Genomic DNA, 22,688 nt, shown 5'->3' on the forward strand with positions numbered 1-22,688 from the left:
GGATCACCGGGTCAGCCTAGGCGGCCCCGGAACCGGCGCGGTCCGGGCGCTGACCACCGGCGAGCACCACCGGGGAGTCCCAGGGAGCCCATGCGAGCCCCGGGGAGCACCAGGGACCCCCGGGGGGAGCCCAGCGGCTCGCCCCTCCGCCGTGTAGACAGACCCCATGGACCCGAAGACCTCCGGGCGCGTCGCCCGCTCCCTCGAGACCCTGCACGCCCTCTGCTACTTCGCCCCGGAGGTGTCCGACGAGATCACCGCGCTCGGCGTGCGCCCGGGCCGCGCCGCCTACTTCGCCGGGCGCTCGGCGCCGATGGGGCGTGTGGGAGCGGGGCCGGTGGCGGCGACGTTCTACGTCTTCAACCCCGACCTCGTGGCCCACTTCGTGCCGGCCTGCTGGGAGACAGCCGCCCCCGAGGACGTCACCGCCGCTCGCTACCGCGGTGTCGATGCGGCCTACCGCCGCCTGCTGGGCGAGGAGGTCCTGGCCTCCGCCGAGGTGGCCGAGGCCGCCGAGCTGGCCCGCACCGCGGCCGCCGGCTGCTCGGTGGCCGGGCGCCCCCTGCACGCCGCCCACGCCGACCTGGCCTGGCCCTCCGAGCCCCACCTCGTGCTCTTCCACGCCCTCACGCTGCTGCGCGAGCACCGCGGCGACGGACACGTGGCCGCCCTGCTCGCCGCGGGCCTGACCGGCGTCGAGGCGCTGGTCAGCCATACCGCGACCGGCCGCGGCTTCACCGTGCCGGCCGCCCAGGCCACCCGCGGCTGGACCCCGGAGCAGTGGCAGGAGACCGTCGAGGCGCTGGCGGCCCGCGGGCTGACGGGCCCCGATGGCGGTCTCACCGAGGAGGGCGCGGCGCTGCGCTCGCGCGTCGAGGCCGCCACCGCCGAGATGGCCGCCGCGCCCTGGGACCACCTCGGCGAGACCGGCGCCCTCCGCCTGGCCGAGCTGGGCCAGCCGCTGGTGCAACGCGCCCTCGACCACGGCGCCTTCCCCGACGGGGTCTTCGCCTGAGCGGCCCGGGGCCCGGGGCGTCGCGGGTCCCCGCCGGACGGGTGTGGTCGCACGCGCGCGCAGCGCGTTGACTCTGACCCGTGCCGGAGGGTGACAGCGTCCACAAGCTCGCACGTCGGCTGGAGCCGACGCTGCTGGGCCGCACGATCGCGCGCAGCGACCTGCGGGTGCCACGGCTGGCGACCCGTGACCTCGCCGGGCGCGAGGTGCGGGAGCTGGCCACCCACGGCAAGCACCTGCTGACCCGGCTGGGGCCCGGCCGTGACGGCTCCGACGACGGCGTCACGCTCCACTCCCACCTGCTGATGGACGGCGAGTGGGCCACCACCGGGCCCGGCAAGCAGCTGCCGCGGCGGATGATGCCCGAGGTCAGGGTGGTGCTCGAGACCGACCGCGGCACCACGGCCTGGGGCCTGCGCCTGCACCAGCTCGACCTCGTCGCCACCCGCGACGAGCACCGCCTCATCGGCCACCTCGGCCCCGACCCGCTGCGCGCGGACTTCGACCACGACGAGGCCGTGCGCCGGCTGCGCGCGGAGCCGGCGGTGCCGCTGGTGAGCGCACTGCTCGACCAGACCAAGGTCGCGGGCCTGGGCAACCTCTGGGCCAACGAGCTGGCCTTCATCACCGGCACCAGCCCCTGGACACCGGTCGGCGACCTCGACGTCGACCGGCTGGTCACCAACGCGCGCCGCGCGCTGCGCCACTCCGCCCTCGTGCCCGGGGCCTACCAGGTCACCACCGGCAGCAGCCGCCGCGGCGAGGACCACTGGGTCTCGGGGCGCGCCCGCAAGCCCTGCCTGCGCTGCGGCACGACCGTCCTCGTGGTCGCCGACCTGCCCGACGACCCGGCCAACCGCCGCACCTGGTGGTGCCCCCACTGCCAGCCCGGCCCCGGACCCGAGGCGCGGGTGCCGACCCCGCGCTCGGTCCGGTACGGCGGGGGCGCCAGCGCCTGACGCGGCGCGGGACCCCGACCGCGCCGGCGTCAGGCGCTGGCGTCGCGCAGGGCGCGGCGGGTCACCACGATGGCCAGCGCCATCAGCACGACGCCGCCGGCGGCGGTGAGGCTGCTGCCGTCGACGAAGGCGGCCTGGGCCGAGGCCGTCAGCGCGGCGCCGGTGTCGGCCGGCAGGGTGGGGGCGAGGGCGAGCGCGCCGGCGAGGGTCTCGCGGGCGGCGTCGGCCTGGGCCCCGTCGAGGCCGGCCGGCACCTCGAGGTGGGAGCGGTAGGTCGCGGCGAGCAGCCCGCCGAGCACGCTCGTGCCGAGCACGGCACCGACCTCGTAGGCGGTCTCGGAGACCGCCGAGGCCGCGCCGGCCTCGGCGGGCGGCACCGCGGCGATGATCAGGTCGTTGGACAGCGTCTCCGCGATGCCCACGCCGGCGGCCAGGGCGGCGAAGGCCACGACGAGCAGGGCGACCCCGCCGGAGCCGCCGGCCACCGCGACGCCCGCGTAGGCCGCGGCGGCCAGGCCCAGCCCCGCCGTCATGAGGGTGGCGGGGCGCCAGCGGCGTACGAGGCGCACGACGAGGAGGCTGGCCAGCACCATCGCCACCGTGCCGGGCACGAGCACGAGGGCGGCGTCGAGCGGGCTGAGACCCACGACGAGCTGGAGGTGCTGGGAGAGGAAGTAGAGCAGCCCGACCAGCGCCATCACGCTGAGCAGGTTGACCAGCACCGACCCGGCGAAGGCCGGCACGGTGAAGAGCCGCACGTCGAGCATCGGCCGGGGCCGCGCCAGCATCCGTCGCACCAGGGCGACCCCGGCGGCGACGCCGAGCGCCACGCAGCCCAGGGCGAGCAGGTCGGGCCCGGCGACGGCGACGTGCTTGATCGCGAAGACGACGGGCGCGAGCGTGGCCATCGAGAGCACCATGCCGACGGGGTCGAGCGGCCCGGGCGCGGGGTCGCGCGACTCGGTGACCAGCACGGGCGCCAGCACGAGCAGCGGCAGCAGCATCGGCACCGCGATCAGGAACACCGCACCCCAGTCGGCCACCTCGAGCAGGACGCCGCCGACGATCGGCCCGATCGCCGCCCCGGCCGCGAAGCCGGTGGCCCAGACCGCGATGGCCAGGCGGCGCTGGGCGCGGTCCTCGAACATGCCGCGCAGCAGCGAGAGCGTGCACGGCATGAGCGCCGCGCCGAAGACGCCGAGCAGGAGCCGGGCCAGCAAGAGGGCCTCGGCCGAGGTCGCGAAGGCCGCGAGCACCGAGGTGGCCGCGAAGCCGGTGGCACCGACGAGCAGCAGCCGCCGGCGGCCCACCCGGTCGCCGAGGCTGCCCATGGTGACCAGCAGCCCGGCCAGGACGAGGGGGTAGACGTCGACGATCCACAGCTGCACGGCGGCGCTGGGGCGCAGGTCGAGCGCGATCGCGGGCAGGGCGAAGCTCAGCACGGTGTTGTCGATGGAGACCAGCAGCACGGGGAGCATCAGCACGGCCAGGCCGGCCCACTCCCGGCGCCCGGCCCGCCGGGGCGCCGCGGTCACGGGGTGGAGGGTCGTCATAACGCCTACTGTACCGACTGGTCGGTACAGTGGCCAGTCGTAGGCTCCTCCCCATGACCTCTCCCCGGTCCTCCGCCCGCGAGCGGATCCTCGACGCCTACCAGGCCTGCCTCAACGACCTGGGCGAGCGCGCGGCCACCCTCGACGCCGTCGCCGCCGCCGCCGGGGTCTCCAAGGGCGGGCTGATCTACCACTTCGCCTCCAAGGAGGCCCTGGCCGCCGGGCTGGTCGAGCGCCTCGAGCGGCTGGGCCGCGACGACGTCGAGGCCATGGGCTCCACCGCCGAGAGCGCCGTGGGCCACTTCATCCGCAGCGCCGCCCACGCCCAGTCGCCCTTCGGCCTGACCGCCCAGGCCGTGCAGACGCTGGCCCGCAGCGGCCACGTCGGCGCCGTGCGCACGATGCACGCCCTCGAGCAGGAGTGGTACGACGTGCTCCTGCGCGCCACCGGCGACCGGGTCGTGGCCCGCATGGCCCAGCTCGTGGGCGACGGCATCTACTACAACGCCGCCCTCGCCGTCACCGAGCCCGCCACGGTCGACCCCGACGAGACCGGGGAGCCCGGGGAGGCCGAGGCGCACCCCGCCCTGCCCTCGCCCGCCGAGCAGGAGGACCTCGTCCGCGCGCTGCTGCGGATGATCGACGACTGAGGGGCGACGACCCTCCCGGGGCGTTCCCGGGGCATTCCCGGGGCACGGCCGGACGGCGGCCGGGCGGCGGCCGGGCGGGTCAGGCGGCCGGGCGGGTCAGGCGATCGAGTCGAGCACGGCGAGGGTGGCGGTCCAGGCCTCGGAGTCGGGGTCGATGACGACGAAGTGGTCGCCCTCGACGCGCACCAGCTCGGCGCGGGCCCCGGCCGCGACGGCGGCGTCGACGTAGGTCTCGGACTGGCTGACCGGCACGATGGTGTCCTCGGAGCCGTGCACGCACCACACCGGCACGTCGAGCGGCACCTGCGCGAGCGGGTCGACGGGGGCGTCGTCGGGACCGTAGTCGTGACCGAGGAAGGCCTGCACCGCACCCCCGCCGAGGTCCTGCCGTGCAGCGCCGCCGAGGTCGACGACGCCGGCCTGCGAGACGACGTGGGTGACCTCGACGCCGCCGGCCCACGGCTCGAAGCGGCCGCGGGAGGCCGCCCAGGTCGCGAGGTGGCCGCCGGCGGAGTGGCCCAGCGTGACCACCGTGGTGAGGTCGAGGCCCAGGTCGCGCAGCGCGTCGATGCCGGCGGCGACGTCGTCGAGGGTCTCCGGCACGCCCCCGCCCCCGGCCGCCCCGGTGCCGACCCGGCGGTATTCCAGGTTCCAGGCCGCCCAGCCCTGCTCGGCCAGGCTCTCCGCGAGCGGCTGGCCGAGGTCGAGGCCGTACTCCGCGCGCCAGAAGCCGCCGTGGAGCACCACGACGACCCCGCGGGGCTCGCCCTCGGGCAGGTAGAGGTCGCCGAACTGGCTCGGCCCCTCGCCGTACGCCGTCCGGCCCTGGGCCGGCCTGCTCGCCTGCGGGTCCACGGGGTCCAAGCCCTCCTCCTGGTCGGCGCACGCGGTCGCGGCCAGCCCGAGCGCGCCGAGCGCGGGCAGCGACAGGAGCGTACGCCGCCGCAGCGGGGCGCCCCGGCCGGCCGGGGTGGGTGCGGAGGGGTGGCGCGGGGAGCGGGAGGGCACGGGGGGTGTTCGGAGCCGCGCCGCGGGCGGCTCGGGCGGAGGGCTGGTCAGTCCCAGCCGCCGCCGCGCCCCCGCTTGACGTCGCCGCGGCGCTTCTTGGCCGAGAGCCGGCGCTCCTTCGACCCGCGGGTGGGACGGGTGGCACGGCGCGGCGGCGGGGGTGGCGCGGCGGCCCGCCGCACCAGGTCGGCGAGCCGCTCGCGCGCCGCACGCCGGTTGGCCAGCTGGGTGCGGTGCTCGCTGGCGGCCACGGTGAGCACGCCGTCGACCAGCCGGCCGGCCAGCGCCTCCAGCACGCGGGCCCGGGTGGCGGCGGGCAGCGAGGAGGCGGCGACGTCGTAGCTGAGCTCGACGCGGCTGTCGGCGGTGTTGACGCCCTGGCCGCCGGGCCCCGAGGAGCGCGAGAACCGCTCGGCCAGCTCGGAGCCCGGGATCACCAGGGTCCTCGTCAGCGGCAGGTCGTCGGGCACGACCCCATCATCGCCGACCCGGGCGCGGGCTCAGCTCCCGGCAGGGGCGGGGGCGTAGCGCAGGTGCAGCACGCCGGAGTCGAGCACGGTGGAGCCGAGCAGCTCCAGCGGCACCTGGCCGGTGTCCTCGAAGAGCCGCTGCCCGGTGCCGACGGCGAGGGGGTGCACGAGGAGCTCGAGCTCGTCGAGCAGGTCGTGGGCCAGCAGCCAGCGCACGGTGGTGGCGCAGCCCGACATGCCGATGTCGCCCTCGGTCTCCTCCTTGATCCGGGCGACCTGGGCCGCGACCTCGGCGTCGTCGCCGGTGACGAGGTGGCTGTTCTCCCAGTCGGTGTCGAGCGGGTGGGAGGACAGGACGTACTTGCGGAGCGGGGTGATGAAGGGCCCGAACTCGTCGTCGTCGGGGTGGGCGGTCCAGTGCGCGGCCCACTCGTCGTAGAGCCGCCGGCCCATGAGGTAGGCCCCGCGCGTCTGCATCCCGGCGCCGATCACCGCGCCCATCTGCTCGGTGAAGTACGGGAAGTGCCACTGGTCGGGGCGCTCGACGACGCCGTCGAGGGAGATGAAGAAGGTGGAGACGATGCGGGCCACGGGGGCCTCCTGGGTCTGGCTGGGGGGTGCGGACGGACGGGCAGACCCGCCCGGCGGCTCGGACTCATCGGCCGCGGGCGGGTCTGCTCGACGTCGGTGCTGGACGGGCTGACGTGCAGGGTCGCTGGCGCCTAGGCGAGCGAGGCCTCGGTGACCGGGCCGGCCATGGCGGCGGGCAGGGTGGCCATCCAGGCGCTGCGCAGCTCGAGCAGCGGCGCCTCGAGGTGGCCCTCGACGACGAGGGTGTCGCCGCCGGTCGTGCCGAGGTCGGTCAGCGTCACGCCGTGGCGCTCGGCCAGGGCGCCCAGCCGCTCCAGGTCGCCCTCGGCGACCGTGACCAGCGCGCGGCCGGCGGACTCGGCGAAGAGGGCGACGAAGGCGTCGCCGCCCGCCACGCCGGCGAGGTCGACGCGGGCGCCGACCATGTGGCGCAGCCCGGCCTCGACGAGGGCCTGGGCGAGACCGCCGTCGGAGAGGTCGTGGGCGGAGGTGAGCAGCCCGGCGCGCTGGCCGGAGGCCTCGTGGAGCAGCTCGGCCAGCGCCTTCTCGGCGGCGAGGTCGACCCGCGGCGGCAGCCCGCCGAGGTGTCCGTGCACGACGTGGGCCCACTCCGAGCCCGAGAGCTCCTCGCGGGTCTCGCCGAGGAGCACGATCCGCTCACCCGCGCCGGCGAAGCCGCTGGGGGTGCGGGCGGTGACGTCCTCGACCACGCCGAGCACGGCGACGACGGGCGTGGGGAGGATCGCGGTCTCGCCGGTCTGGTTGTAGAGGCTGACGTTGCCGCCGGTGACGGGGATGCCCAGCTCGAGGCAGCCGTCCTTGAGCCCGCGACAGGCCTCCGCGAACTGCCACATCACGTCGGGGTCCTCGGGCGAGCCGAAGTTGAGGCAGTCGGAGATGGCCAGCGGCACGGCGCCACCCGTGGCGACGTTGCGGTAGGACTCCGCCAGCGCGAGGCGGGCGCCGGTGTAGGGGTCGAGCTTGGCGAAGCGGCCGTTGCAGTCGGTGGAGACCGCGACACCGAGGTTGGTCGACTCGTCGACGCGGATCATCCCGGAGTCCGACGGCTGGGCGAGCACGGTGTTGCCGCGGACGTAGCGGTCGTACTGGTCGGTGACCCAGGACTTGTCGCAGAGGTTGGGGCTGGCCACGAGCCGCAGCAGCGTGTCGTGCAGCTCCGCACCGCCCGAGGGGCGCGGGAGGGACTCGGCGCCGTCGGCCTGGAGGGCGTCCTGCCACGCCGGGCGGGCGTAGGGGCGCTGGTAGGTCGGACCGTCGTGGGCCACCGAGCGCGGCGGCACGTCGACCACGCGCTGGCCGTGCCAGTCGATCTGGAGCCGGCCGGTGTCGGTGACCTCGCCGACCACGACGGCCTCGACGTCCCACTTGGCGCACACGGCCAGGAAGGCGGCGACGTCGTCGGGCTCGACGACGGCCATCATCCGCTCCTGGCTCTCGCTCATGAGGATCTCCTCGGGAGCCAGCGTCGAGTCGCGCAGCGGCACCCGGTCGAGCTCGACGTGCATGCCGCCGTCGCCGGCCGAGGCCAGCTCGGAGGTCGCGCAGGAGAGCCCGGCGCCGCCGAGGTCCTGGATGCCGGCGACCAGGCCGGCGGCGAAGATCTCCAGGGTGCACTCGATGAGCAGCTTCTCCATGAAGGGGTCGCCGACCTGCACGCTGGGCCGCTTGGCGGGCCCGTCGGCGTCGAAGGTCTCGCTGGCGAGCACCGAGACGCCGCCGATCCCGTCGCCGCCGGTGCGCGCGCCGTAGAGGATCACCTGGTTGCCCACGCCGCTGGCCTTGGCCAGGTGGAGGTCCTCGTGGCGCAGCACGCCGACGGAGAGGGCGTTGACGAGCGGGTTGCCGAGGTAGCTCTCGTCGAAGACCACCTCGCCGCCGATGTTGGGCAGGCCCAGGCAGTTGCCGTAGCCGCCGACGCCGGCCACGATCCCGGGCAGCACGCGCTGGGTGTCAGGGGCGTCGAGGGGGCCGAAGCGCAGCGGGTCCATCACCGCGACCGGGCGGGCGCCCATGGCGAGGATGTCGCGCACGATGCCGCCGACGCCGGTGGCCGCGCCCTGGTAGGGCTCGACGTAGGACGGGTGGTTGTGCGACTCGACCTTGAAGGTCACGGCGTAGCCCTGGCCGATGTCGATGACGCCGGCGTTCTCGCCGATCCCGGCGAGCATCGCGCCGACCGGGGTCTCCTGCGGGATCTCGGAGAACTGCTTGAGGTGCACCTTGGAGGACTTGTAGGAGCAGTGCTCACTCCACATCACGCTGTACATCGCCAGCTCGCTGGAGGTGGGCCGGCGCCCGAGGATCTCGCGGATCCGGGCGTACTCGTCGGCCTTGAGGCCGAGGTCGGACCACGGTTGCTCGCGGGAGGGGTCCCCGCTGGCGACGGCGACGGTGTCGAGGCTGCTGTGGGTCTCTGGCACGGGCGTCAATCTACCGGCGCCCGGACGGGCCCGGGTCGCCGAGGGCGGGGCCGAGACCCGGAGTCCCGCGCGGGGCCGCGGCGGGGCCGGGACCGGGGGCCGGGTCGCACCCCGCGGGTGGTGCGCGCGGGGCGGCGTACAGGGCTGTGACCTGCGGAAACGCCGATCTGAACTACAGCGCTGTAGTTCACGGGAACCGCTGTTACGGGTGTGACTCGTGTGGTTAAGGTGACCCGGATCCAGCCCGCTGGGTCGTCCGACGAGCTGTCCTTCCCCCAGCCCTGGAGCACCGCCATGACCCGCCCCGCCCCGCTGTCACCCGCCTCGACCACCCCCCACGGTCGACCCTCGCGACGCCGCCGCACCCTGGTCTCGAGCGCCCTCACCGGCGTGCTCGCCCTGGGTGCCCTGGCCGCCGTCACGGGGGTCGCCGGCGGCCCCGGCCAGGGCGCCGAGCGCGCCGACGCCGCCAGCCTCGCCTCCTCGACGACGGCCGCCGCGGCCCGTCGCGAGGGCGAGGTCGTCGTGCCCGGCGACTTCACCGGCTACGGCTTCGACCAGTGCCTGGCGCCGACGCAGGAGACCATGAACACCTGGTGGCGCACCTCGCCGTTCTCGGCGGTCGGCATCTACATCTCCGGCGACTCCCGCGCCTGCCGCAGCCAGCCGAACCTGACCCCGGCCTGGATCTCCACCCAGGTGCGCAAGGGCTGGCGACTGCTGCCGATCACGCTCGGGCCGCAGGCCTCGTGCCAGCCGCGCTTCCCTCGCTACTCCGACGACCGGACGATCAACCCCTCCCCCGGCACCCAGGGCACCTACGTGCCCGCGCTGAAGATGGGCCGGCAGGAGGCCACCTCCAGCGTCGCCGACGCCGCCGCGCTCGGCATCGGCGCCGGCTCCACGCTCTGGTACGACCTCGAGGGCTACAACTCCGCCGACACCCACTGCCGCGAGTCGGCGCTGTCCTTCCTCTCGGGGTGGACCCAGCGCCTGCACGCCCTAGGCTACGTCTCGGGCGTCTACTCCTCGGCCGGCTCCGGCATCGCCGACCTCGACAAGGCCCGGATCAACCGCCCCGACCGCTTCACGCTGCCCGACCGGATCTGGATCGCCCGCTGGGACGGGGTGGCCGACACCTCCACCAGCTACATCCGCGAGGACGGCTGGCGCCCCGGCGGGCGGGTCAAGCAGTACCGCGGCGGTCACGACGAGGTCTGGGGCGGCGCCCGCATCAACATCGACAGCAACTGGCTCGACCTCGGCAAGGGCTCGACCGCCGCGCCCGAGGAGCACTGCGGCGGCGTGCGGGTGAACTGGCCCGACTACGTGCCGCTCCAGGCCCCGGTCACCAAGAACGGCAGGACCACCACCTCCCCCGCCACCCAGGTCACCGCCCTGCAGTGCCTGCTCAAGGAGGCCGGCGTCTACTCCGGCAGGCTCAACGGCGTCTACAACGACAAGCTCACCGCCGCGGTGCGCACCTGGCAGGGCCGCACCGGCGCCAAGGTCACCGGCAGCTGGTACCGCGACAGCTGGATGACGCTCCACGCCGCCGGCTCGCGCCCGGTGCTCAAGACCGGCTCCGCCGGCCCCGCCGTACGCCGGGTGCAGCGCGCCCTCAACGCCGCCAGCCCCGACACCCGCGTCGTCGTCACCGGCGTCTTCGCCGCTCCCACCGAGCGGGCCGTCAAGGCCTGGCAGCAGCGCACCGGCCAGCAGGCCTCCGGCGTCGTCAACGTCGCCACCTGGCGCAAGCTGGCTGCGGGGGCGCGCGGCTGAGGCTGCGGGTTTCACCGGCCGGCTGGCGAAACCCGCACCTGTCGGCCCACGCGTCGGCCGACAGGTGCGGGTCCGGGCCGACAGGTGTGACGGCTGGGGCAGGTGGGGCCCACAGGTCCCGGGCTCCGGGCGGGGTACGCCGACGGCGGGTTTCGCCAGCCGACCGGCGAAACCCGCGCGGTCAGCCGACCGGGGGGCCGGCGACGAGGGCGACGCCGGTCAGCACGACGACGGCCGCGAGACCGGCGACGAGCCCGCGCAGCGGGTTGCGCAGCAGCCACGCGACGGGACGCTCGTGGCCGGCCGGGGTCGCGGAGACCAGGCGCCAGGAGGCGCCGAGCTCGCCGCGGCGCTCGGCGGAGCGGTCGAACCACACCGTGAAGAACGGCGGGATCGAGGCCAGCAGGCCCAGCAGCAGCCGCTTGGTCGTCCAGCGCTGGTCGACGCCGACGACCACCGCGGTCAGGCAGTAGGCGATGAACACGACGCCGTGGAGCATGCCGCCGATGCGCACGCCGAGCTCGGTGGTCTCGGTGACGTACTTGAGGAACATGCCGCTGAGCAGCAGCGCCCAGGTGATCGCCTCGGCGACGGCGACGGTGCGGAAGAGGCGCAGCGGGCTCACGCGAAGGTCGCCCCCGCGAGCGCGGCCAGCGAGGTGAAGAAGCCCAGGCCGTCGGTGCCGGTGCCGGTGAGGGCCTCCACCGAGTGCTCGGGGTGGGGCATGAGGCCGACGACGTTGCCGCGCTCGTTGGTGACCCCGGCGATGTCGCGCATCGAGCCGTTGGGGTTGTGCTCGAGGTAGCGCGCGACCACGAGGCCCTCGCCCTCGAGGCGGTCGAGCGTGGCGGCGTCGGCGACGTAGCCGCCCTCGCCGTTCTTCAGCGCGATGGTGATCTCGGCGCCCTCGTCGTAGGCCGACGTCCAGGCGGTGGAGGCGTTCTCGACGCGAAGCCGCTGGTCGCGGCACACGAACGTGCGGTGGTCGTTGCGGATGAGCGCGCCGGGCAGCAGGTGCGACTCGCAGAGGATCTGGAAGCCGTTGCAGATGCCGAGCACCGGCATGCCGCGCTCGGCGGCCGCGATCACCTCGGTCATCACCGGCGAGAAGCGCGAGATCGCGCCGCAGCGCAGGTAGTCGCCGTAGGAGAAGCCGCCGGGGAGCACGACGGCGTCCACGCCGCGCAGGTCGTGGTCGCCGTGCCACAGCGCGACGGCCTCGTGGCCGCCGATGCGCACCGCGCGCTGCGCGTCGACGTCGTCGAGGGAGCCCGGGAAGGTGACGACGCCGACCCTCATGCGGGCTGGCCGTCCTCGACGCGCACGGTGAAGCTCTCGATCACCGGGTTGGACAGCAGCGTCTCGGCCATGCGGTGCACGTCGGCGAGCACGGCGTCGCTCACCTCGGCCACCTCCAGCTCGAAGCGCTTGCCCTGGCGGACGTCGAGGACGCCGCTGAAGCCGAGCCGGGGCAGCGCGCCCTGGACGGCCTTGCCCTGCGGGTCGAGGATCTCGGGCTTGGGCATGACGTCGACGACGACTCGAGGCATGGGTCGATCCTACGGGCGCGGGTCGGCGTCCGGCTCGTCGGTGGGCGTGACGTCCACGACCCGGGCATCGCCCCAGGGGCTGCCGACCACCTGCGTCCCGTCGGCGGAGGCGGGGGCGGAGAGCGCCAGGTTGACCGCGATGACGGTGGCCGAGGCGGTCAGCGACGCCGTCGCGAGCACCGTACGACGCCGCCGCGGCCGCACCGGGGGCCGCGGCTCGACGGCCCCGGGGTCGTGGGCTGGGCGCCGGGGCCGGTCGTGGGGCCGGTCGTGGGGCCGGTCGTCGGGCGGGTCGTCGGCGGGGTGAGGTGGCTCCATGTCCTCCGAGGATCCCGGCCGGTCCCGGCCGGGGCCTGACACCGGGCTGTGGATCGGCTGAGAACTGGCCCCAGGAGGCGACTCTCACCCCTCCGGCCCTGTGCTCGGCGGCCCCGGGGGCACATGATCGACCCATGAGCATGAACTCCCCCGCCGGCCGCCGCGTCGACCCCACGTCCCCGCTCCGCCTGGAGTTCCCGCAGTCGCTGGCCGTCTACGACGACTACGCCGCCGCGCAGCGCACCGTCGACTACCTGTCGGACCAGAAGTTCCCGGTCGAGCAGGTGCTCATCGTCGGCACCGACCTCAAGCGCATCGAGCGGGTCACCGGGCGTCTCACCACCGGCCGGGTCGCGGCGGGCGGCGTGCTGTCGGGGCTGTGGCTCGGCGTCTTCGTCGGGCTGCTCTTCAGCATCTTCTCCGAGGAGCCGCTGCTGACCACCCTGCTCTCCACCGCGCTGGTGGGGGCGCTCTTCGGCGTGATCTGGGCCCTGGTCGGCTACGCCGCCACCCGGGGTCGCCGCGACTTCTCCTCGGTCACCCAGGTGGTCGCCACCCGCTACGAGGTGCTGGTGGAGCACCGGGTGGCCGCCCAGGCCCGCGAGCTGCTGGCCGGGCTGCCCGGGAGCCTGCCCGACCCGTTCGCCTGAGGCCCGACCCTCCCGGGGTCGCTCGCCCGGGGTCAGTGGCGCTTCTGGAGCACCACGATGGCCAGGGCGACCCCGAAGCCGGCGAGGATCGGGCCCACGATCGCCCACGTGTCCTCCCCCGACATGGCGCTGCCGCCGAGGTGGCCCAGACCCTGGAGGGTCCAGACCGCCCCGGCGGCGACCATGAGCACCGCGAGCGCGAGCCCGAGGGCCTTGCGAGCGGTCAGGACAGCTCCCGCTTGAGGATCTTGCCGGTCGCGGTCATCGGCAGGTCGCCGACGATCTCGACCTGGCGGGGGTACTTGTAGCCCGCCATCTGCTCCTTGCCCCAGGCCACCAGCTCCTCGGAGGTGGTGGTGGCGCCGTCGTTGAGGATGACGTAGGCCTTGATCTCCTCGCCGTGGCTCTCGTGGGGCACGCCGATGACCGCGGCCAGCGAGACGTCCTCGTGGGTCATCAGCACCTCCTCGATCTCGCGGGGGTACACGTTGAAGCCACCGCGGATGATCATGTCCTTGGAGCGGTCGACGATGTAGTACCAGCCGTCCTCGTCGCGTCGGCCCAGGTCGCCGGAGCGGAACCAGTCGTCCTGGAGCACCTCGTCGGTGGCGTCGGGGCGGTTGTAGTAGCCCTTCATGATGTTGTGGCCCTTGATGGCGATCTCGCCGACGGCCTCGGGGTCGTCGTCGATCTCCTCCCAGCTCTCGGGCTTGAGCAGCTTCATCTCCACACCGGGGATGGGCAGTCCGATGGAGCCGACGCGCACCGGCTCGCCGTACTTGCTGAAGGACGCGACCGGCGAGGTCTCGGAGAGGCCGTAGCCCTCGAGGATCGTGACGCCGAACTTCTTCTCGAACTTCTTGTGCACCTCCACCGGCAGCGCGGAGCCGCCGGCCGCGGCGACGCGGAGGTTCCGGGCGATCGAGGAGATGTCGACGCCCTCCTCGACGGCCCCGAGCAGGCCCCAGTACATCGTCGGCACGCCGGCGAAGAAGGTGACCTCCTCCTTGAGCATCAGGTCGAGCGCGGCCTTGGCCTCGAAGCGCGGGAGCATCACGACCGTGCCGCCGAAGGCGAAGGCGCCGTTCTGGATCACGGTCTGGCCGAAGGAGTGGAAGAGCGGCAGCACGCACAGGTAGGTGTCGGGCTTCTCGGCGTCGGCGCCGAAGAGGTCGACGCCGGCGAGGGCGTTGTCGCGCATGTTGCGGTGACGCAGCTCCGCGCCCTTGGGCTGACCGGTGGTGCCCGAGGTGTAGAGGATGACAGCGGTGTCGTCCTCGTCGGTGGCCACCGACTCGAAGGTCGGCGGCTGCTGCGACATCGCGCGGCCCATGGTCTCGGTGCCCTCGATCGGCGACTCCGCCGCCGGGTCGGCGGTGATCATGAAGAACTGCTCACAGCCCTCGGCCTGCTCGAAGCCCGCGTGGCCCTCCTGGCCGATGGCCAGCTCGGGGGTGCCCTGGAAGCAGAAGTAGGCCTTGGCCTCGGAGTCGCCGAGGTGGTAGGCCACCTCGCGCGCCTTGAGCAGCACGTTGAGCGGCACGACGGTGCCGCCGGCCTTGAGGATGCCGTAGTAGACGATCGTGAAGTAGGGCAGGTTCGGGCAGCTCAGGGCGACCTTGTCGCCGGGCTGGATGCCGCGGGAGACCAGCAGGTTCGCGACCTGGTTGGCCGCGCCGTCGACCTGGGCGTAGGTGAGCCGGGTGTCGCCGAAGATGATCGCGTCGCGATCGCCGTACTTCTCGGCGCTGGTCTCGAGCAGGCTGGACAGGTTGAACACGTATGGCCTCCGTCACGTCGTGTGGTGGGGGCCAACCTACTGGTGGGTCACGAACGCCGCGACAGGATGTCCGCGGCTCGGCGCAGGTCGGCCCCGACGGCGGGCACGGAGGCCAGCGTGGCGGCCAGCCCGAGGGGGCCGAGGGCGTGGATGCGGAAGCGGTACGCCACCACGCAGGTCTGCGGCGTGGGGGCGGTGAGCTCGAGGGTGAGGTCGGCGCGCACGAAGCGCCACGTGCCCGACTCGCTCCACCGCTCGGGGCGCACCAGCTCGGTGGTGCGCATCGCGGGCCGCAGGCCCGGCACCGTGACGTCGGTCCAGGTCTGGCCCACGCGGGGCTCGCCGTCGACGTCGTCCACGCGGCGCAGGCTCGACTGCCACTCCGCGCGGTGGTGGGGGTCGACGAGGTAGTCGAAGACGACCTCGCGGGGGGCGGCGACGTCGACGGTGCCGCCGAAGGTCCTCGCGGTCATCTCAGAACCTCTCGCCCGTGAGCAGCTCGTAGGCCTCGACGTAGCGCGCCCGCGTGCGCTCGACGACCTCGGCGGGCAGCGGCGGCGGCGCCTCGCCGGAGGCGCGGTCCCAGCCCGACTCCGGCGAGAGGGCCCAGTTGCGCACGATCTGCTTGTCGTACGACGGCTGGGTGCGGCCGGGCCGCCAGGCGTCGGCGGGCCAGAAGCGGGAGGAGTCGGGGGTGAGCACCTCGTCGCCCAGCACGGTGGTGCCGTCGGCGCGGGCGCCGAACTCCAGCTTGGTGTCGGCCAGCACGATGCCCCGCTCACGGGCCAGCGCCTCGGCGCGGGAGTAGACGGCCAGAGTGAGGTCGCGCAGCTCCTCGGCGGCCGTGTCGCCGATGGTGGCCGCGACGGCGGCGTAGGAGACGTTCTCGTCGTGCTCGCCCAGCTCGGCCTTGGTGGCCGGGGTGAAGACCGGCTCCGGGAGCCGGCTGCCGTCGACCAGGCCGGCCGGGAGCGCGACCCCGCAGACCTCGCCGGTGGCGGTGTAGTCGACCAGGCCGGAGCCGGTGAGGTAGCCCCGCGCGACGCACTCGACCGGCCACATCGCCAGCCGCTCGCAGACCACCGCGCGCCCCGCGACGGCCGCCGGCACGTCGGTGGACAGCACGTGGTGGGGCACGAGGTCGGCAAGCTGGTCGAACCACCACAGCGACATCCGGGTGAGGATCTCGCCCTTGTCGGGGATGGTCGAGTCGAGCACGAAGTCGAAGATCGAGATCCGGTCGCTGGCCACCATGAGCAGCTGCCCGACGTGCTCGCCCTCCTCGATCTCGTAGAGGTCGCGCACCTTGCCCGAGTGCAGCGGGCGCGCACCCGCGATCGGGGGTGCGGTGGGGATGTTGAGGTCGGCGGCGCTCACGGGCTCAGCCTAGAGGGCGGCGCCCCGCCCGGCGGTGGGCGCTCAGCAGCCGCAGGTGTAGTAGGTGACGTCCCAGTGGTTGCCCTCGTCGGCGTACTCGTTGCCCGAGGCGGCGCGGTAGAGCGCGGCGCCGTCGCTGCGCTGGCCGACGTAGGTGTAGGTGCGCTGCACCCACGAGGTGAGGCAGGAGGTGCGGGAGAAGTCGAGCTTGTAGCCCGCGCTGTGGCTGTAGGTGCCGCCGGCGTGCCCGGTCTCGGTGCCACCGGTGATGGTCAGCGCGCAGCCGCTGGCTCGCTTCAGGGTGATCGCACCGTCGACGCTGGTCTGACGTAGGCCGTCGAAGGAGGTGCAGGTCGACACGGTGCGGTCGGTGCAGCCGCCCGAGGAGGTCCACGTGATGCCGGCGGCGCGGAGCTGCGTCTCCGCGCTCGCCTGGGTCACCGCCGAGGCGGGCGCAGCCAGGGCGAGCGACCCGACGAGGCCGGCCAGCGCGGCCGCCGCGGCGGTCGCGGCGCGGCGCGGCGTACGACGGGGGCGTGCGGGGAGGGCGGTGGTCGAGGAGGTCATGCCCCGAGCCTGCGCGAGGTCGTGCCGCGGGGACAACGCCCCCGGCGCAGGTCAAGGGTTATCCCCGACCGGTTCCCCCGTCGGCCGCACGCTCGGCCACCCGGCCGGCCACTCGGTGGGCGAGGTGGTCGGCGGGGCCGGCCACGAGGTCCTCGACGGCCAGGGGCAGCGGGAGGCACCAGTTGGGCCGCTCGGTGGTGCCCGGCACGTTGGGCCGGCGCTCCTCGCCCAGGGCGTCCTCCAGCGAGAGCGACAGCATCAGGCAGGGCGCCTGGGCGAGCCGCTCGTACGCCGCGGCGACGGCCCGGTCGGGCCCGTCGTCGGGCGCGAGCGCGTCGTGGCGCAGCAGCCGCTCGCGCAGCTCCTCGCGACCCGCGCGCACGGCGGCGGGGTCCATGTCGCTGCTGGCCAGCTGGTCCTCGACGTCGCTGCCGGTCCACAGCCCGGCCACGGTGGGCAGGTCGTGGGTGGTGACGGTGGCGAGGGCGCCGGTGGGCCAGGTCGCCGGCTCCTCGTCCTCGAACCACAGCACGCGGTAGGTGAGCACGTCGCGCTCGGCCAGCGCCTCGCGGACCCCCGGCTCGACCGTGCCGAGGTCCTCGCCGACGACGACGGCGCGGGCGCGGTGGGACTCCAGCGCCACGATGTCGAGCAGGTCGTCGCTGGGGTAGCGCACGTAGGCGCCCTGCGTGGGCTCGGCGCCCTCGGGGATCCACCACAGCCGGAAGAGACCCATCACGTGGTCGACGCGCAGCCCGCCGGCGCCGGCGAGGGTGGCGCGCACGGCCTCGACGAAGGGCTCGTAGTCGGCCTCCTGCAGGCGCCAGGGCACAAGCGGCGGGGAGCCCCAGTCCTGGCCGCTGGAGTTGAGCGCGTCGGGCGGGGCGCCGACGGTGACGCCGTCGGCGAGCACGCCCTGCCACGACCAGGCGTCGGAGCCGCCGCCGGAGACGCCGATCGGCAGGTCCTGCACCACGGTGAGGTCGCCGGAGGCGGCGCGCAGCTGGGCGTCGAGCAGCCACTGCAGCCAGGCGTGGAAGGTGACGTCGTCGGCGCGCTCGCGCGCCAGGTCGGCGACGGCCGGGCCGTCGGGGTCGCGCAGGGCCTCGGGCCAGGCGTGCCAGTCGGCGCCGTGGTCACCGGCGACCACGCTCCACAGCGCGAAGCGCTCGAGCCCCTCGCCCTCCGCGCGGCGCCACGCGGCGAAGTCGTCCGCGGCCCCCTCGGGTCGCTCGCCCGGGCCGCTGCGGTCGAGCACGGCGCGCAGGGCGCGGGCCTTGAGCGGCCACAGGCGGTCCCGGTCGACCAGGTCGGTGGCGCGGGCCGCGGCGAGGTCCTCGGCCAGGTCGAGCTCGGCCAGCAGCGCGTCGTCCCAGCCCGGCACGTCCTCGACGCGCAGGTAGAGCGGGTTGCGGAAGCGGCGGGTGGCCGGCAGGTAGGGGCTGGCCTCCTGCGGCAGCGACGGGCCCACGGCGTGCAGCGGGTTGACCACGAGCAGCCCGCCGCCCGTGCGCTCGGTCCAGCGGCGCAGCGCGGCGAGGTCGCCCAGGTCGCCGATGCCCCAGCCGGCGCGCGAGCGCGCGGCGTAGAGCTGCACCGCCCAGCCCCAGGTGGGCTGCTCGGGGGTCCAGCAGCGACCGGGCGAGACCACCAGCCGGCGCTCGACGCCCTCGGTGGTGGTGAGGCGGTGGTAGCCCAGCGGGAAGTCGGCGGGCAGCGGGCCGTCGACGTCGTGCCGGCTCCCGTCCTCGCAGACGACCCGCACGGCACCCAGGCCGAGGTCGCGCCCAGGCCGGGAGACCAGCGGCCCGCGGGCGGCCAGGTCGTCGGGCGGGGTGCCGATGACCTCGCGCAGCGCGGCGACCGTGGCCTCCGGCGCCTCCTGGGGCTCGTCGTCGGCGTCGAGCCAGGTCAGCTGGAGGCCGCGGTCGTCGACGCGCGGCTCGAAGGGGGTCGCGTCGGGCACGCCCCCGACCCTAGGAGCCGCGCGGGCGCCGCGGACCACCCCTCGCGGGGTGCCGTCCCGGGCAGGCGGTCAGCACCTGCCGGACGTGACGGCGAGCCCGGGGCCGCTCACCGGCGCTGGAGCGTCGTGCTGCGCCAGGGAGCGGGGCGGCCGTGCAGCCACCACTCCATCCGCCGGGTCATCCAGGGCAGGGCGAGGTAGGTCATGATCGGCGTCATCACCAACACGGTGGCCAGCACGCGCAGCGGGAGCACGAGGTCGGCCACGACGTGGCCCGCGACCCAGTTGGCCAGCACGCTGAGCGGGTAGAACACCATGAAGATCACCGAGGCCTGCTTCCACCGCGGCGGCGCCGGCGGGGTCACCCGCAGGTCGCGCACGTCGCGGCTGGTGGGGTCGTCGAACCACCCCTCGATGCCCGTACGCCGCTCGACGCGCGACTCGGTCACGCCCAGCCCGGCCGAGGAGTCGCGCCACCACTGCCGCTCGTGGGAGGTCTCCCAGCGCGACAGCGCCTCGGTGTCGGCGAAGCGGTAGAGCATGTGCCAGGTCTCCGAGTCGCGCTCGGGGCGCACCCACCCGGCGCCCAGGAAGCCCGGGAAGCGCTGGGCCAGCGCGGTGCCCGCCTGCAGCCAGCTGGCCATCTCGGCCTCGCGCCCGGGGTCGACGTGGCGGGTGATGGAGACGGTCACCGGTGAGCCCATGGCACCAGCGTCGAGCCGCCCGGGCCGCACCGCAAATCTGAGGGCGACTCCGGCGGCAGCGGCGGCCCACCCCTCCGGGTCTTGGGCGGTCGGGGAGGCTGGCGGGTGTGAGCGAGCGCGTGGTCCCGAGGTCGTCGACCGGCGAGGACCACCCCTCCCACCACGACGACGAGGAGCAGTGGGAGCCCGACCCGCGCCGCTGGCGGATCCTCGGGGTGTCACTGGTGGTCGGCTTCATGTCGCTGCTCGACGTCTCGATCGTCAACGTCGCCGTGCCCTCGATGCAGGCCGGCCTCGACACCTCGGCCGGCACCATCCAGTGGGTCGTGTCCGGCTACGCGCTCACCTTCGGCCTCGTGCTCGTGGCCGGCGGCCGCCTCGGCGACGCCTACGGCCGTCGCCGGCTGATGCTGATCGGCCTCACCGGCTTCGTGCTCTCCAGCGCCGCGGTGGGGCTCGCGCCGACGGCGGAGACGGTGGTGGCGGCCCGGCTCCTCCAGGGCGCCACCGCCGGCCTGCTCACCCCGCAGAACTCCGGGCTGATCCAGCAGCTCTTCCGCGGCCCCGAGCGCGGCCGTGCCTTCGGGCTCTTCGGCTTCACGGTCTCCTCGGCCTCCGCGGCCGGGCCGGTCATCGGCGGCGCGATCATCGCGCTGGCCGGCGAGGAGGACGGCTGGCGCTGGCTCTTCCTCATCAACGTGCCGATCGGCGTCGTCGCGGCGATCGCGGTGGTGCGCATGGTGCCCAAGCGGGTCCGCCGCGAGGACGACGACGACCCCCGCATCGACGTGCCCGGAGCCCTGCTGCTCGGCGCCACGGTGCTGTGCCTGCTCTACCCCGTCGTGAGCGTCGAGAGCGGCGCGCGCCTGCCGCTGCTGCTCCTGCTCGGCGTGCCCCTCTTCGCCTGGGGCTTCGTGCGCTGGGAGCACCACACCGTGGGCCGCGGGCACCCGCCGCTGCTCGACGTCGCGCTGCTGCGCCGGCTGCCGGGCTACGCCAGCGGCCTCAGCGTCGGCACGCTGTACTTCACCGGCTTCACCGGGCTCCTGCTCGTGCTCTCGGTCTACCTCCAGGAGGGCCTGGGCTGGACCCCGCTGATGGCCGGTCTGCTGCTGGTGCCCTTCGCGCTCGGCTCGGCCACCAGCGCCCCGCTGGTGGGCCGCTGGATCTCGACGGTCGGCCGACGGATCACCGTGGCCGCTCTCGTCACCACGATGGTCGGCGTCGTCGCCGTGGCCCTCGTGGCGCCGGGCCGGGAGGGCACGACGCTGGTGCTGCTCGCGGCTCCGGCCCTGCTGCTGGCCGGACTCGGCGGCGGTGCGGTCGTCTCCCCCAACATCACCCTCACCCTCGCCGACGTGCCGCCCCGCATGGGTGGCGCGGCCGGCGGGGCGCTGCAGACCGGGCAGCGCATCGGCGCCTCGATCGGCGCGGCCCTGCTGATGACGGTCTACCAGGTGGTCGCGGGGTCCGTCTCCCCCGGCGCGGGCCTGCGCGCGGCGCTGCTCACCGGCGTGCTGCTGCTGGGCGTCGCGCTGCTGCTCGCCGTACGCGCGCTGCGGCTGGAGCGGGCCCGCGCCTGAGGCGGCCCGCTCCAGCCGTCACGGTCAGCAGCCGCTGGACTCCGCGATCCGCTGCGGGTCCCGTCCGGCCGCCATGTCGTCGCCGACCTGCCAGATCCAGGGGCTCCAGTCGCCCTGCGGAGCCATCTCGCGCAGCACCGGCCAGTCGCGGCTGGCCCGCATGGCCGACACCGCGGCGTCGTCGGCCGCGTCGTCGTCGCTCGCCGCCGCCTCGGCGTAGACCGCGACCCAGCCGCAGGTCACGGCCGCGGTCAGGGGGGCGCCGACGTGGTAGCGGGTGTTGTAGCCCGTCACCTCCACGTCGTCGAGGTCGAAGCCCGGCGGGGTCTCGACGCCCTCGAGCATGCCCTCCATCGTCGACCTGACCTCCGCCGGCGTGACCACGGACTCGGGCAGCGCCTCGGCGAAGGTGGCCTCGTCGGTCAGCCGCACCCCGGCCAGCAGGTCGCGGAAGGCCGCCTCGTCCATGCCGCTGCCGCGCACCTCGATGAAGCTGCCGTCCTGGGGGGACCGCATCACGGCGTGGTCGGTGGGGCCGTAGGCGCGCAGGTCGGAGGTGCGGCCGAGCAGGTCGACCTCGCCCACCAGGGGCACCTCCGCGCGGTCGGCGACGTAGCCGGGGTAGGCGTCGGCGTCGTAGCGGGTGATCTCGAGGTCACCCGCGGGGCCGGTGTAGGACACGTTGCGCTCGGCGACGTAGGTCGCCCGCCAGCCCTCGACCGCGAGCCAGCCGAACGGGCCCGTGACGGCTGCACCCGTGGCGCCCGGGGTGCCCGGGACGTCGGCGCCGGCAGGGGCCGGCTGCCCGGTGGACCCGGCCGGACCCGCCGGAGCGGGCGTGCCGTCGCGCAGCAGCAGCGGCGCGGCGGCCACGAGGGCGACGGCCGCGGCCGAGGCGGCCACGGCGGGCCAGCGGCGGCGCGGACGGTCGGTCGACGTCGTGGCGGGGTGGTCGAGGACGGGAGTGCTCATGATCTGCTCCATCAGGTCGGCCCGCCCCGCGCTGAGGGGCAGCCGGGCCACCTCGTCGTCGCTGATCACGGGTCGGGGTGCGTCGGTCACGGTGCCTCCTCCGGGACGGTCATCGGGTGTCTGCTGGAGAGGTGTCCGGCCAGGTCGTGGACGTGACCGGACCGCGCTGCCGAGCCTGCTCGCGCTCGCGCACCGGGGGTGGCGCGGGACCCCGGCGGCGAGGGCGGCGGGGGCGGCGGGGACTCGGGCGCCTCGAGCAGGTGCAGGCGCAGCCGGCCCCGGGCGCGGGAGAGACGGGCCCGCACCACGACGGCGCTGACCCCGAGCACCTCGGCGATCTCCCGGGGCTCCAGGGCCTCCCAGGCCGACAGCTCGAGCACCTCCCGGTCGGCCGGAGAGACCCGCGCGAGGGCCGTCGCCACGCGCTGCCGCTCGACCGCGGCGTCGGCGGGGTCGGGTGCGACCAGGGCCAGCTCGTCGCGCAGCCGTTCACCGAGCCGGTCGCGGCGACCGCGGCCGCGCCGCTGGTTGGCCAGCGTGCGGCGGGCCACGCCGTAGAGCCACATCCGCGCCCGCTCGCCCTCGGGCACCTCGCCCGGCCTCCGCCAGGCCACCAGGAAGGTGTCGGCGACGACGTCGGCGGCGTCGTCGGACGTGTCGGTGCGGCGCAGGGCGTACCCGAGCAGCGCGTCGAAGTGGTCGGCGTAGAGCCGGCGGAACCTCTCCTCGGGGGTCATGACCCATCCGTGTCC

General features: G+C 75.0%; 24 protein-coding genes. 6 read left to right on the forward strand and 18 right to left on the reverse strand.

Going from position 1 to position 22,688, the window contains the following annotated elements:
* Window positions 1–166: 166 nt before the first annotated feature.
* Together IR170_RS15530 and IR170_RS20430 are read left to right on the forward strand one after the other, a co-directional pair.
* A complete protein-coding gene (locus IR170_RS15530) occupies window positions 167–1,015 on the forward strand; it encodes an SCO6745 family protein (RefSeq protein ID WP_193665552.1) in 849 nt (282 codons plus the stop codon).
* Window positions 1,016–1,095: 80 nt separating this feature from the next.
* The gene (locus IR170_RS20430) at window positions 1,096–1,974 is read left to right on the forward strand and encodes a DNA-formamidopyrimidine glycosylase family protein (protein ID WP_193665554.1); all 879 of its coding nucleotides are present in this window, start codon (window positions 1,096–1,098) and stop codon (window positions 1,972–1,974) included.
* 29 nt (window positions 1,975–2,003) lie between these two features.
* Here IR170_RS20430 and IR170_RS15540 read toward each other — a convergent pair whose 3' ends face one another.
* Window positions 2,004–3,527 carry an MFS transporter gene (locus IR170_RS15540; protein WP_193665556.1) on the reverse strand — a complete coding sequence of 508 codons (1,524 nt, stop codon included), beginning with the start codon at window positions 3,525–3,527 and terminating at the stop codon, window positions 2,004–2,006.
* Window positions 3,528–3,580: 53 nt separating this feature from the next.
* On the opposite strand from IR170_RS15540, the gene IR170_RS15545 reads away from it, so the two are divergent.
* A complete protein-coding gene (locus IR170_RS15545; protein ID WP_056863343.1) occupies window positions 3,581–4,177 on the forward strand; it encodes a TetR/AcrR family transcriptional regulator in 597 nt (198 codons plus the stop codon).
* A 96-nt stretch (window positions 4,178–4,273) separates the two neighbouring features.
* Here IR170_RS15545 and IR170_RS15550 read toward each other — a convergent pair whose 3' ends face one another.
* The 4 genes from IR170_RS15550 to purL all read right to left on the reverse strand — a co-directional run bounded on the left by IR170_RS15550 (window position 4,274) and on the right by purL (window position 8,687).
* On the reverse strand, window positions 4,274–5,185 hold the full coding sequence (locus tag IR170_RS15550; RefSeq protein WP_319805115.1) for an alpha/beta hydrolase family protein: 912 nt from the start codon (window positions 5,183–5,185) through the stop codon (window positions 4,274–4,276).
* A 47-nt stretch (window positions 5,186–5,232) separates the two neighbouring features.
* Window positions 5,233–5,655 (reverse strand): alternative ribosome rescue aminoacyl-tRNA hydrolase ArfB, encoded by a 423-nt coding sequence (arfB, locus tag IR170_RS15555; protein ID WP_193665558.1) that lies wholly within the window; start codon window positions 5,653–5,655, stop codon window positions 5,233–5,235.
* Window positions 5,656–5,685: 30 nt separating this feature from the next.
* Complete coding sequence (locus IR170_RS15560; RefSeq protein WP_193665561.1) at window positions 5,686–6,246, reverse strand: dihydrofolate reductase family protein; 561 nt, start codon at window positions 6,244–6,246, stop codon at window positions 5,686–5,688.
* A gap of 131 nt (window positions 6,247–6,377) precedes the next feature.
* Window positions 6,378–8,687: a phosphoribosylformylglycinamidine synthase subunit PurL gene (gene purL, locus IR170_RS15565; protein ID WP_193665563.1), complete on the reverse strand. Its 2,310-nt coding sequence runs from the start codon at window positions 8,685–8,687 to the stop codon at window positions 6,378–6,380.
* 228 nt (window positions 8,688–8,915) lie between these two features.
* Between purL and IR170_RS15570 the strand changes: the two genes are divergently transcribed.
* Window positions 8,916–10,469, forward strand: a complete 1,554-nt coding sequence (locus tag IR170_RS15570) for a glycoside hydrolase domain-containing protein (protein ID WP_193665565.1) — start codon at window positions 8,916–8,918, stop codon at window positions 10,467–10,469.
* 181 nt (window positions 10,470–10,650) lie between these two features.
* Here IR170_RS15570 and IR170_RS15575 read toward each other — a convergent pair whose 3' ends face one another.
* The 4 genes from IR170_RS15575 to IR170_RS15590 are packed head-to-tail and all read right to left on the reverse strand — an operon-like array spanning window position 10,651 to window position 12,337.
* A complete protein-coding gene (locus IR170_RS15575; protein ID WP_193665567.1) occupies window positions 10,651–11,094 on the reverse strand; it encodes a DUF3817 domain-containing protein in 444 nt (147 codons plus the stop codon).
* On the reverse strand, window positions 11,091–11,768 hold the full coding sequence (gene purQ, locus IR170_RS15580) for a phosphoribosylformylglycinamidine synthase subunit PurQ (protein WP_056903333.1): 678 nt from the start codon (window positions 11,766–11,768) through the stop codon (window positions 11,091–11,093). The genes IR170_RS15575 and purQ overlap by 4 nt, the downstream gene beginning before the upstream one ends.
* Window positions 11,765–12,019, reverse strand: coding sequence for a phosphoribosylformylglycinamidine synthase subunit PurS (gene purS / locus IR170_RS15585; protein WP_056863336.1), 255 nt, complete (start codon window positions 12,017–12,019; stop codon window positions 11,765–11,767). The genes purQ and purS overlap by 4 nt, the downstream gene beginning before the upstream one ends.
* A 9-nt stretch (window positions 12,020–12,028) precedes the next feature.
* Window positions 12,029–12,337 (reverse strand): hypothetical protein, encoded by a 309-nt coding sequence (locus IR170_RS15590; RefSeq protein WP_193665569.1) that lies wholly within the window; start codon window positions 12,335–12,337, stop codon window positions 12,029–12,031.
* A 134-nt stretch (window positions 12,338–12,471) separates the two neighbouring features.
* On the opposite strand from IR170_RS15590, the gene IR170_RS15595 reads away from it, so the two are divergent.
* A complete protein-coding gene (locus IR170_RS15595; protein WP_200918983.1) occupies window positions 12,472–12,987 on the forward strand; it encodes a general stress protein in 516 nt (171 codons plus the stop codon).
* A 32-nt stretch (window positions 12,988–13,019) separates the two neighbouring features.
* Here the strand turns inward: IR170_RS15595 and IR170_RS15600 are convergent, their stop codons facing one another.
* The 7 genes from IR170_RS15600 to IR170_RS15630 form a co-directional block, all read right to left on the reverse strand.
* Window positions 13,020–13,172, reverse strand: coding sequence for a hypothetical protein (locus tag IR170_RS15600; protein WP_165699030.1), 153 nt, complete (start codon window positions 13,170–13,172; stop codon window positions 13,020–13,022).
* Between the two features lie 38 nt (window positions 13,173–13,210).
* Complete coding sequence (locus tag IR170_RS15605) at window positions 13,211–14,767, reverse strand: long-chain-fatty-acid--CoA ligase (RefSeq protein WP_193665571.1); 1,557 nt, start codon at window positions 14,765–14,767, stop codon at window positions 13,211–13,213.
* Between the two features lie 47 nt (window positions 14,768–14,814).
* Window positions 14,815–15,240, reverse strand: a complete 426-nt coding sequence (locus tag IR170_RS15610) for an SRPBCC family protein (RefSeq protein ID WP_193665574.1) — start codon at window positions 15,238–15,240, stop codon at window positions 14,815–14,817.
* A 1-nt stretch (window position 15,241) separates the two neighbouring features.
* Window positions 15,242–16,144 carry a phosphoribosylaminoimidazolesuccinocarboxamide synthase gene (locus IR170_RS15615; protein WP_319805116.1) on the reverse strand — a complete coding sequence of 301 codons (903 nt, stop codon included), beginning with the start codon at window positions 16,142–16,144 and terminating at the stop codon, window positions 15,242–15,244.
* Window positions 16,145–16,186: 42 nt separating this feature from the next.
* Window positions 16,187–16,711, reverse strand: coding sequence for a hypothetical protein (locus tag IR170_RS15620; protein ID WP_193665576.1), 525 nt, complete (start codon window positions 16,709–16,711; stop codon window positions 16,187–16,189).
* A gap of 58 nt (window positions 16,712–16,769) precedes the next feature.
* Complete coding sequence (gene malQ / locus IR170_RS15625; protein ID WP_193665578.1) at window positions 16,770–18,677, reverse strand: 4-alpha-glucanotransferase; 1,908 nt, start codon at window positions 18,675–18,677, stop codon at window positions 16,770–16,772.
* 107 nt (window positions 18,678–18,784) lie between these two features.
* A complete protein-coding gene (locus tag IR170_RS15630) occupies window positions 18,785–19,381 on the reverse strand; it encodes an antibiotic biosynthesis monooxygenase (protein WP_193665580.1) in 597 nt (198 codons plus the stop codon).
* A gap of 107 nt (window positions 19,382–19,488) precedes the next feature.
* Between IR170_RS15630 and IR170_RS15635 the strand changes: the two genes are divergently transcribed.
* Window positions 19,489–20,964 (forward strand): MFS transporter, encoded by a 1,476-nt coding sequence (locus IR170_RS15635; protein WP_251535177.1) that lies wholly within the window; start codon window positions 19,489–19,491, stop codon window positions 20,962–20,964.
* A gap of 24 nt (window positions 20,965–20,988) precedes the next feature.
* Here the strand turns inward: IR170_RS15635 and IR170_RS15640 are convergent, their stop codons facing one another.
* Both IR170_RS15640 and IR170_RS15645 read right to left on the reverse strand, forming a co-directional pair.
* The gene (locus tag IR170_RS15640; protein WP_193665582.1) at window positions 20,989–22,026 is read right to left on the reverse strand and encodes a hypothetical protein; all 1,038 of its coding nucleotides are present in this window, start codon (window positions 22,024–22,026) and stop codon (window positions 20,989–20,991) included.
* Window positions 22,023–22,673, reverse strand: a complete 651-nt coding sequence (locus IR170_RS15645) for an RNA polymerase sigma factor (protein ID WP_193665584.1) — start codon at window positions 22,671–22,673, stop codon at window positions 22,023–22,025. Before IR170_RS15645 ends, IR170_RS15640 begins: the two co-directional genes overlap by 4 nt.
* Between the last annotated feature and the right edge of the window lie 15 nt (window positions 22,674–22,688).

Source organism: Nocardioides kribbensis (assembly GCF_015070375.1).
In the GTDB taxonomy this organism is placed as follows: Bacteria; Actinomycetota; Actinomycetes; order Propionibacteriales; family Nocardioidaceae; genus Nocardioides; species Nocardioides kribbensis.

What these genes read in the sequence shown, in the direction of transcription:
- IR170_RS15610 (WP_193665574.1), bottom strand. Translation starts at nt 15,240, where the DNA reads ATGACCGCGAGGACCTTCGGCGGCACCGTCGACGTCGCCGCCCCCCGC.
- IR170_RS15645 (WP_193665584.1), bottom strand. Translation starts at nt 22,673, where the DNA reads ATGACCCCCGAGGAGAGGTTCCGCCGGCTCTACGCCGACCACTTCGAC.
- IR170_RS15545 (WP_056863343.1), top strand. Translation starts at nt 3,581, where the DNA reads ATGACCTCTCCCCGGTCCTCCGCCCGCGAGCGGATCCTCGACGCCTAC.
- IR170_RS15630 (WP_193665580.1), bottom strand. Translation starts at nt 19,381, where the DNA reads ATGGGCTCACCGGTGACCGTCTCCATCACCCGCCACGTCGACCCCGGG.
- purQ (WP_056903333.1), bottom strand. Translation starts at nt 11,768, where the DNA reads ATGAGGGTCGGCGTCGTCACCTTCCCGGGCTCCCTCGACGACGTCGAC.
- purS (WP_056863336.1), bottom strand. Translation starts at nt 12,019, where the DNA reads ATGCCTCGAGTCGTCGTCGACGTCATGCCCAAGCCCGAGATCCTCGAC.
- IR170_RS15595 (WP_200918983.1), top strand. Translation starts at nt 12,472, where the DNA reads ATGAGCATGAACTCCCCCGCCGGCCGCCGCGTCGACCCCACGTCCCCG.
- IR170_RS15620 (WP_193665576.1), bottom strand. Translation starts at nt 16,711, where the DNA reads ATGACCTCCTCGACCACCGCCCTCCCCGCACGCCCCCGTCGTACGCCG.
- IR170_RS15540 (WP_193665556.1), bottom strand. Translation starts at nt 3,527, where the DNA reads ATGACGACCCTCCACCCCGTGACCGCGGCGCCCCGGCGGGCCGGGCGC.
- IR170_RS15600 (WP_165699030.1), bottom strand. Translation starts at nt 13,172, where the DNA reads ATGGTCGCCGCCGGGGCGGTCTGGACCCTCCAGGGTCTGGGCCACCTC.
- IR170_RS15530 (WP_193665552.1), top strand. Translation starts at nt 167, where the DNA reads ATGGACCCGAAGACCTCCGGGCGCGTCGCCCGCTCCCTCGAGACCCTG.
- IR170_RS15590 (WP_193665569.1), bottom strand. Translation starts at nt 12,337, where the DNA reads ATGGAGCCACCTCACCCCGCCGACGACCCGCCCGACGACCGGCCCCAC.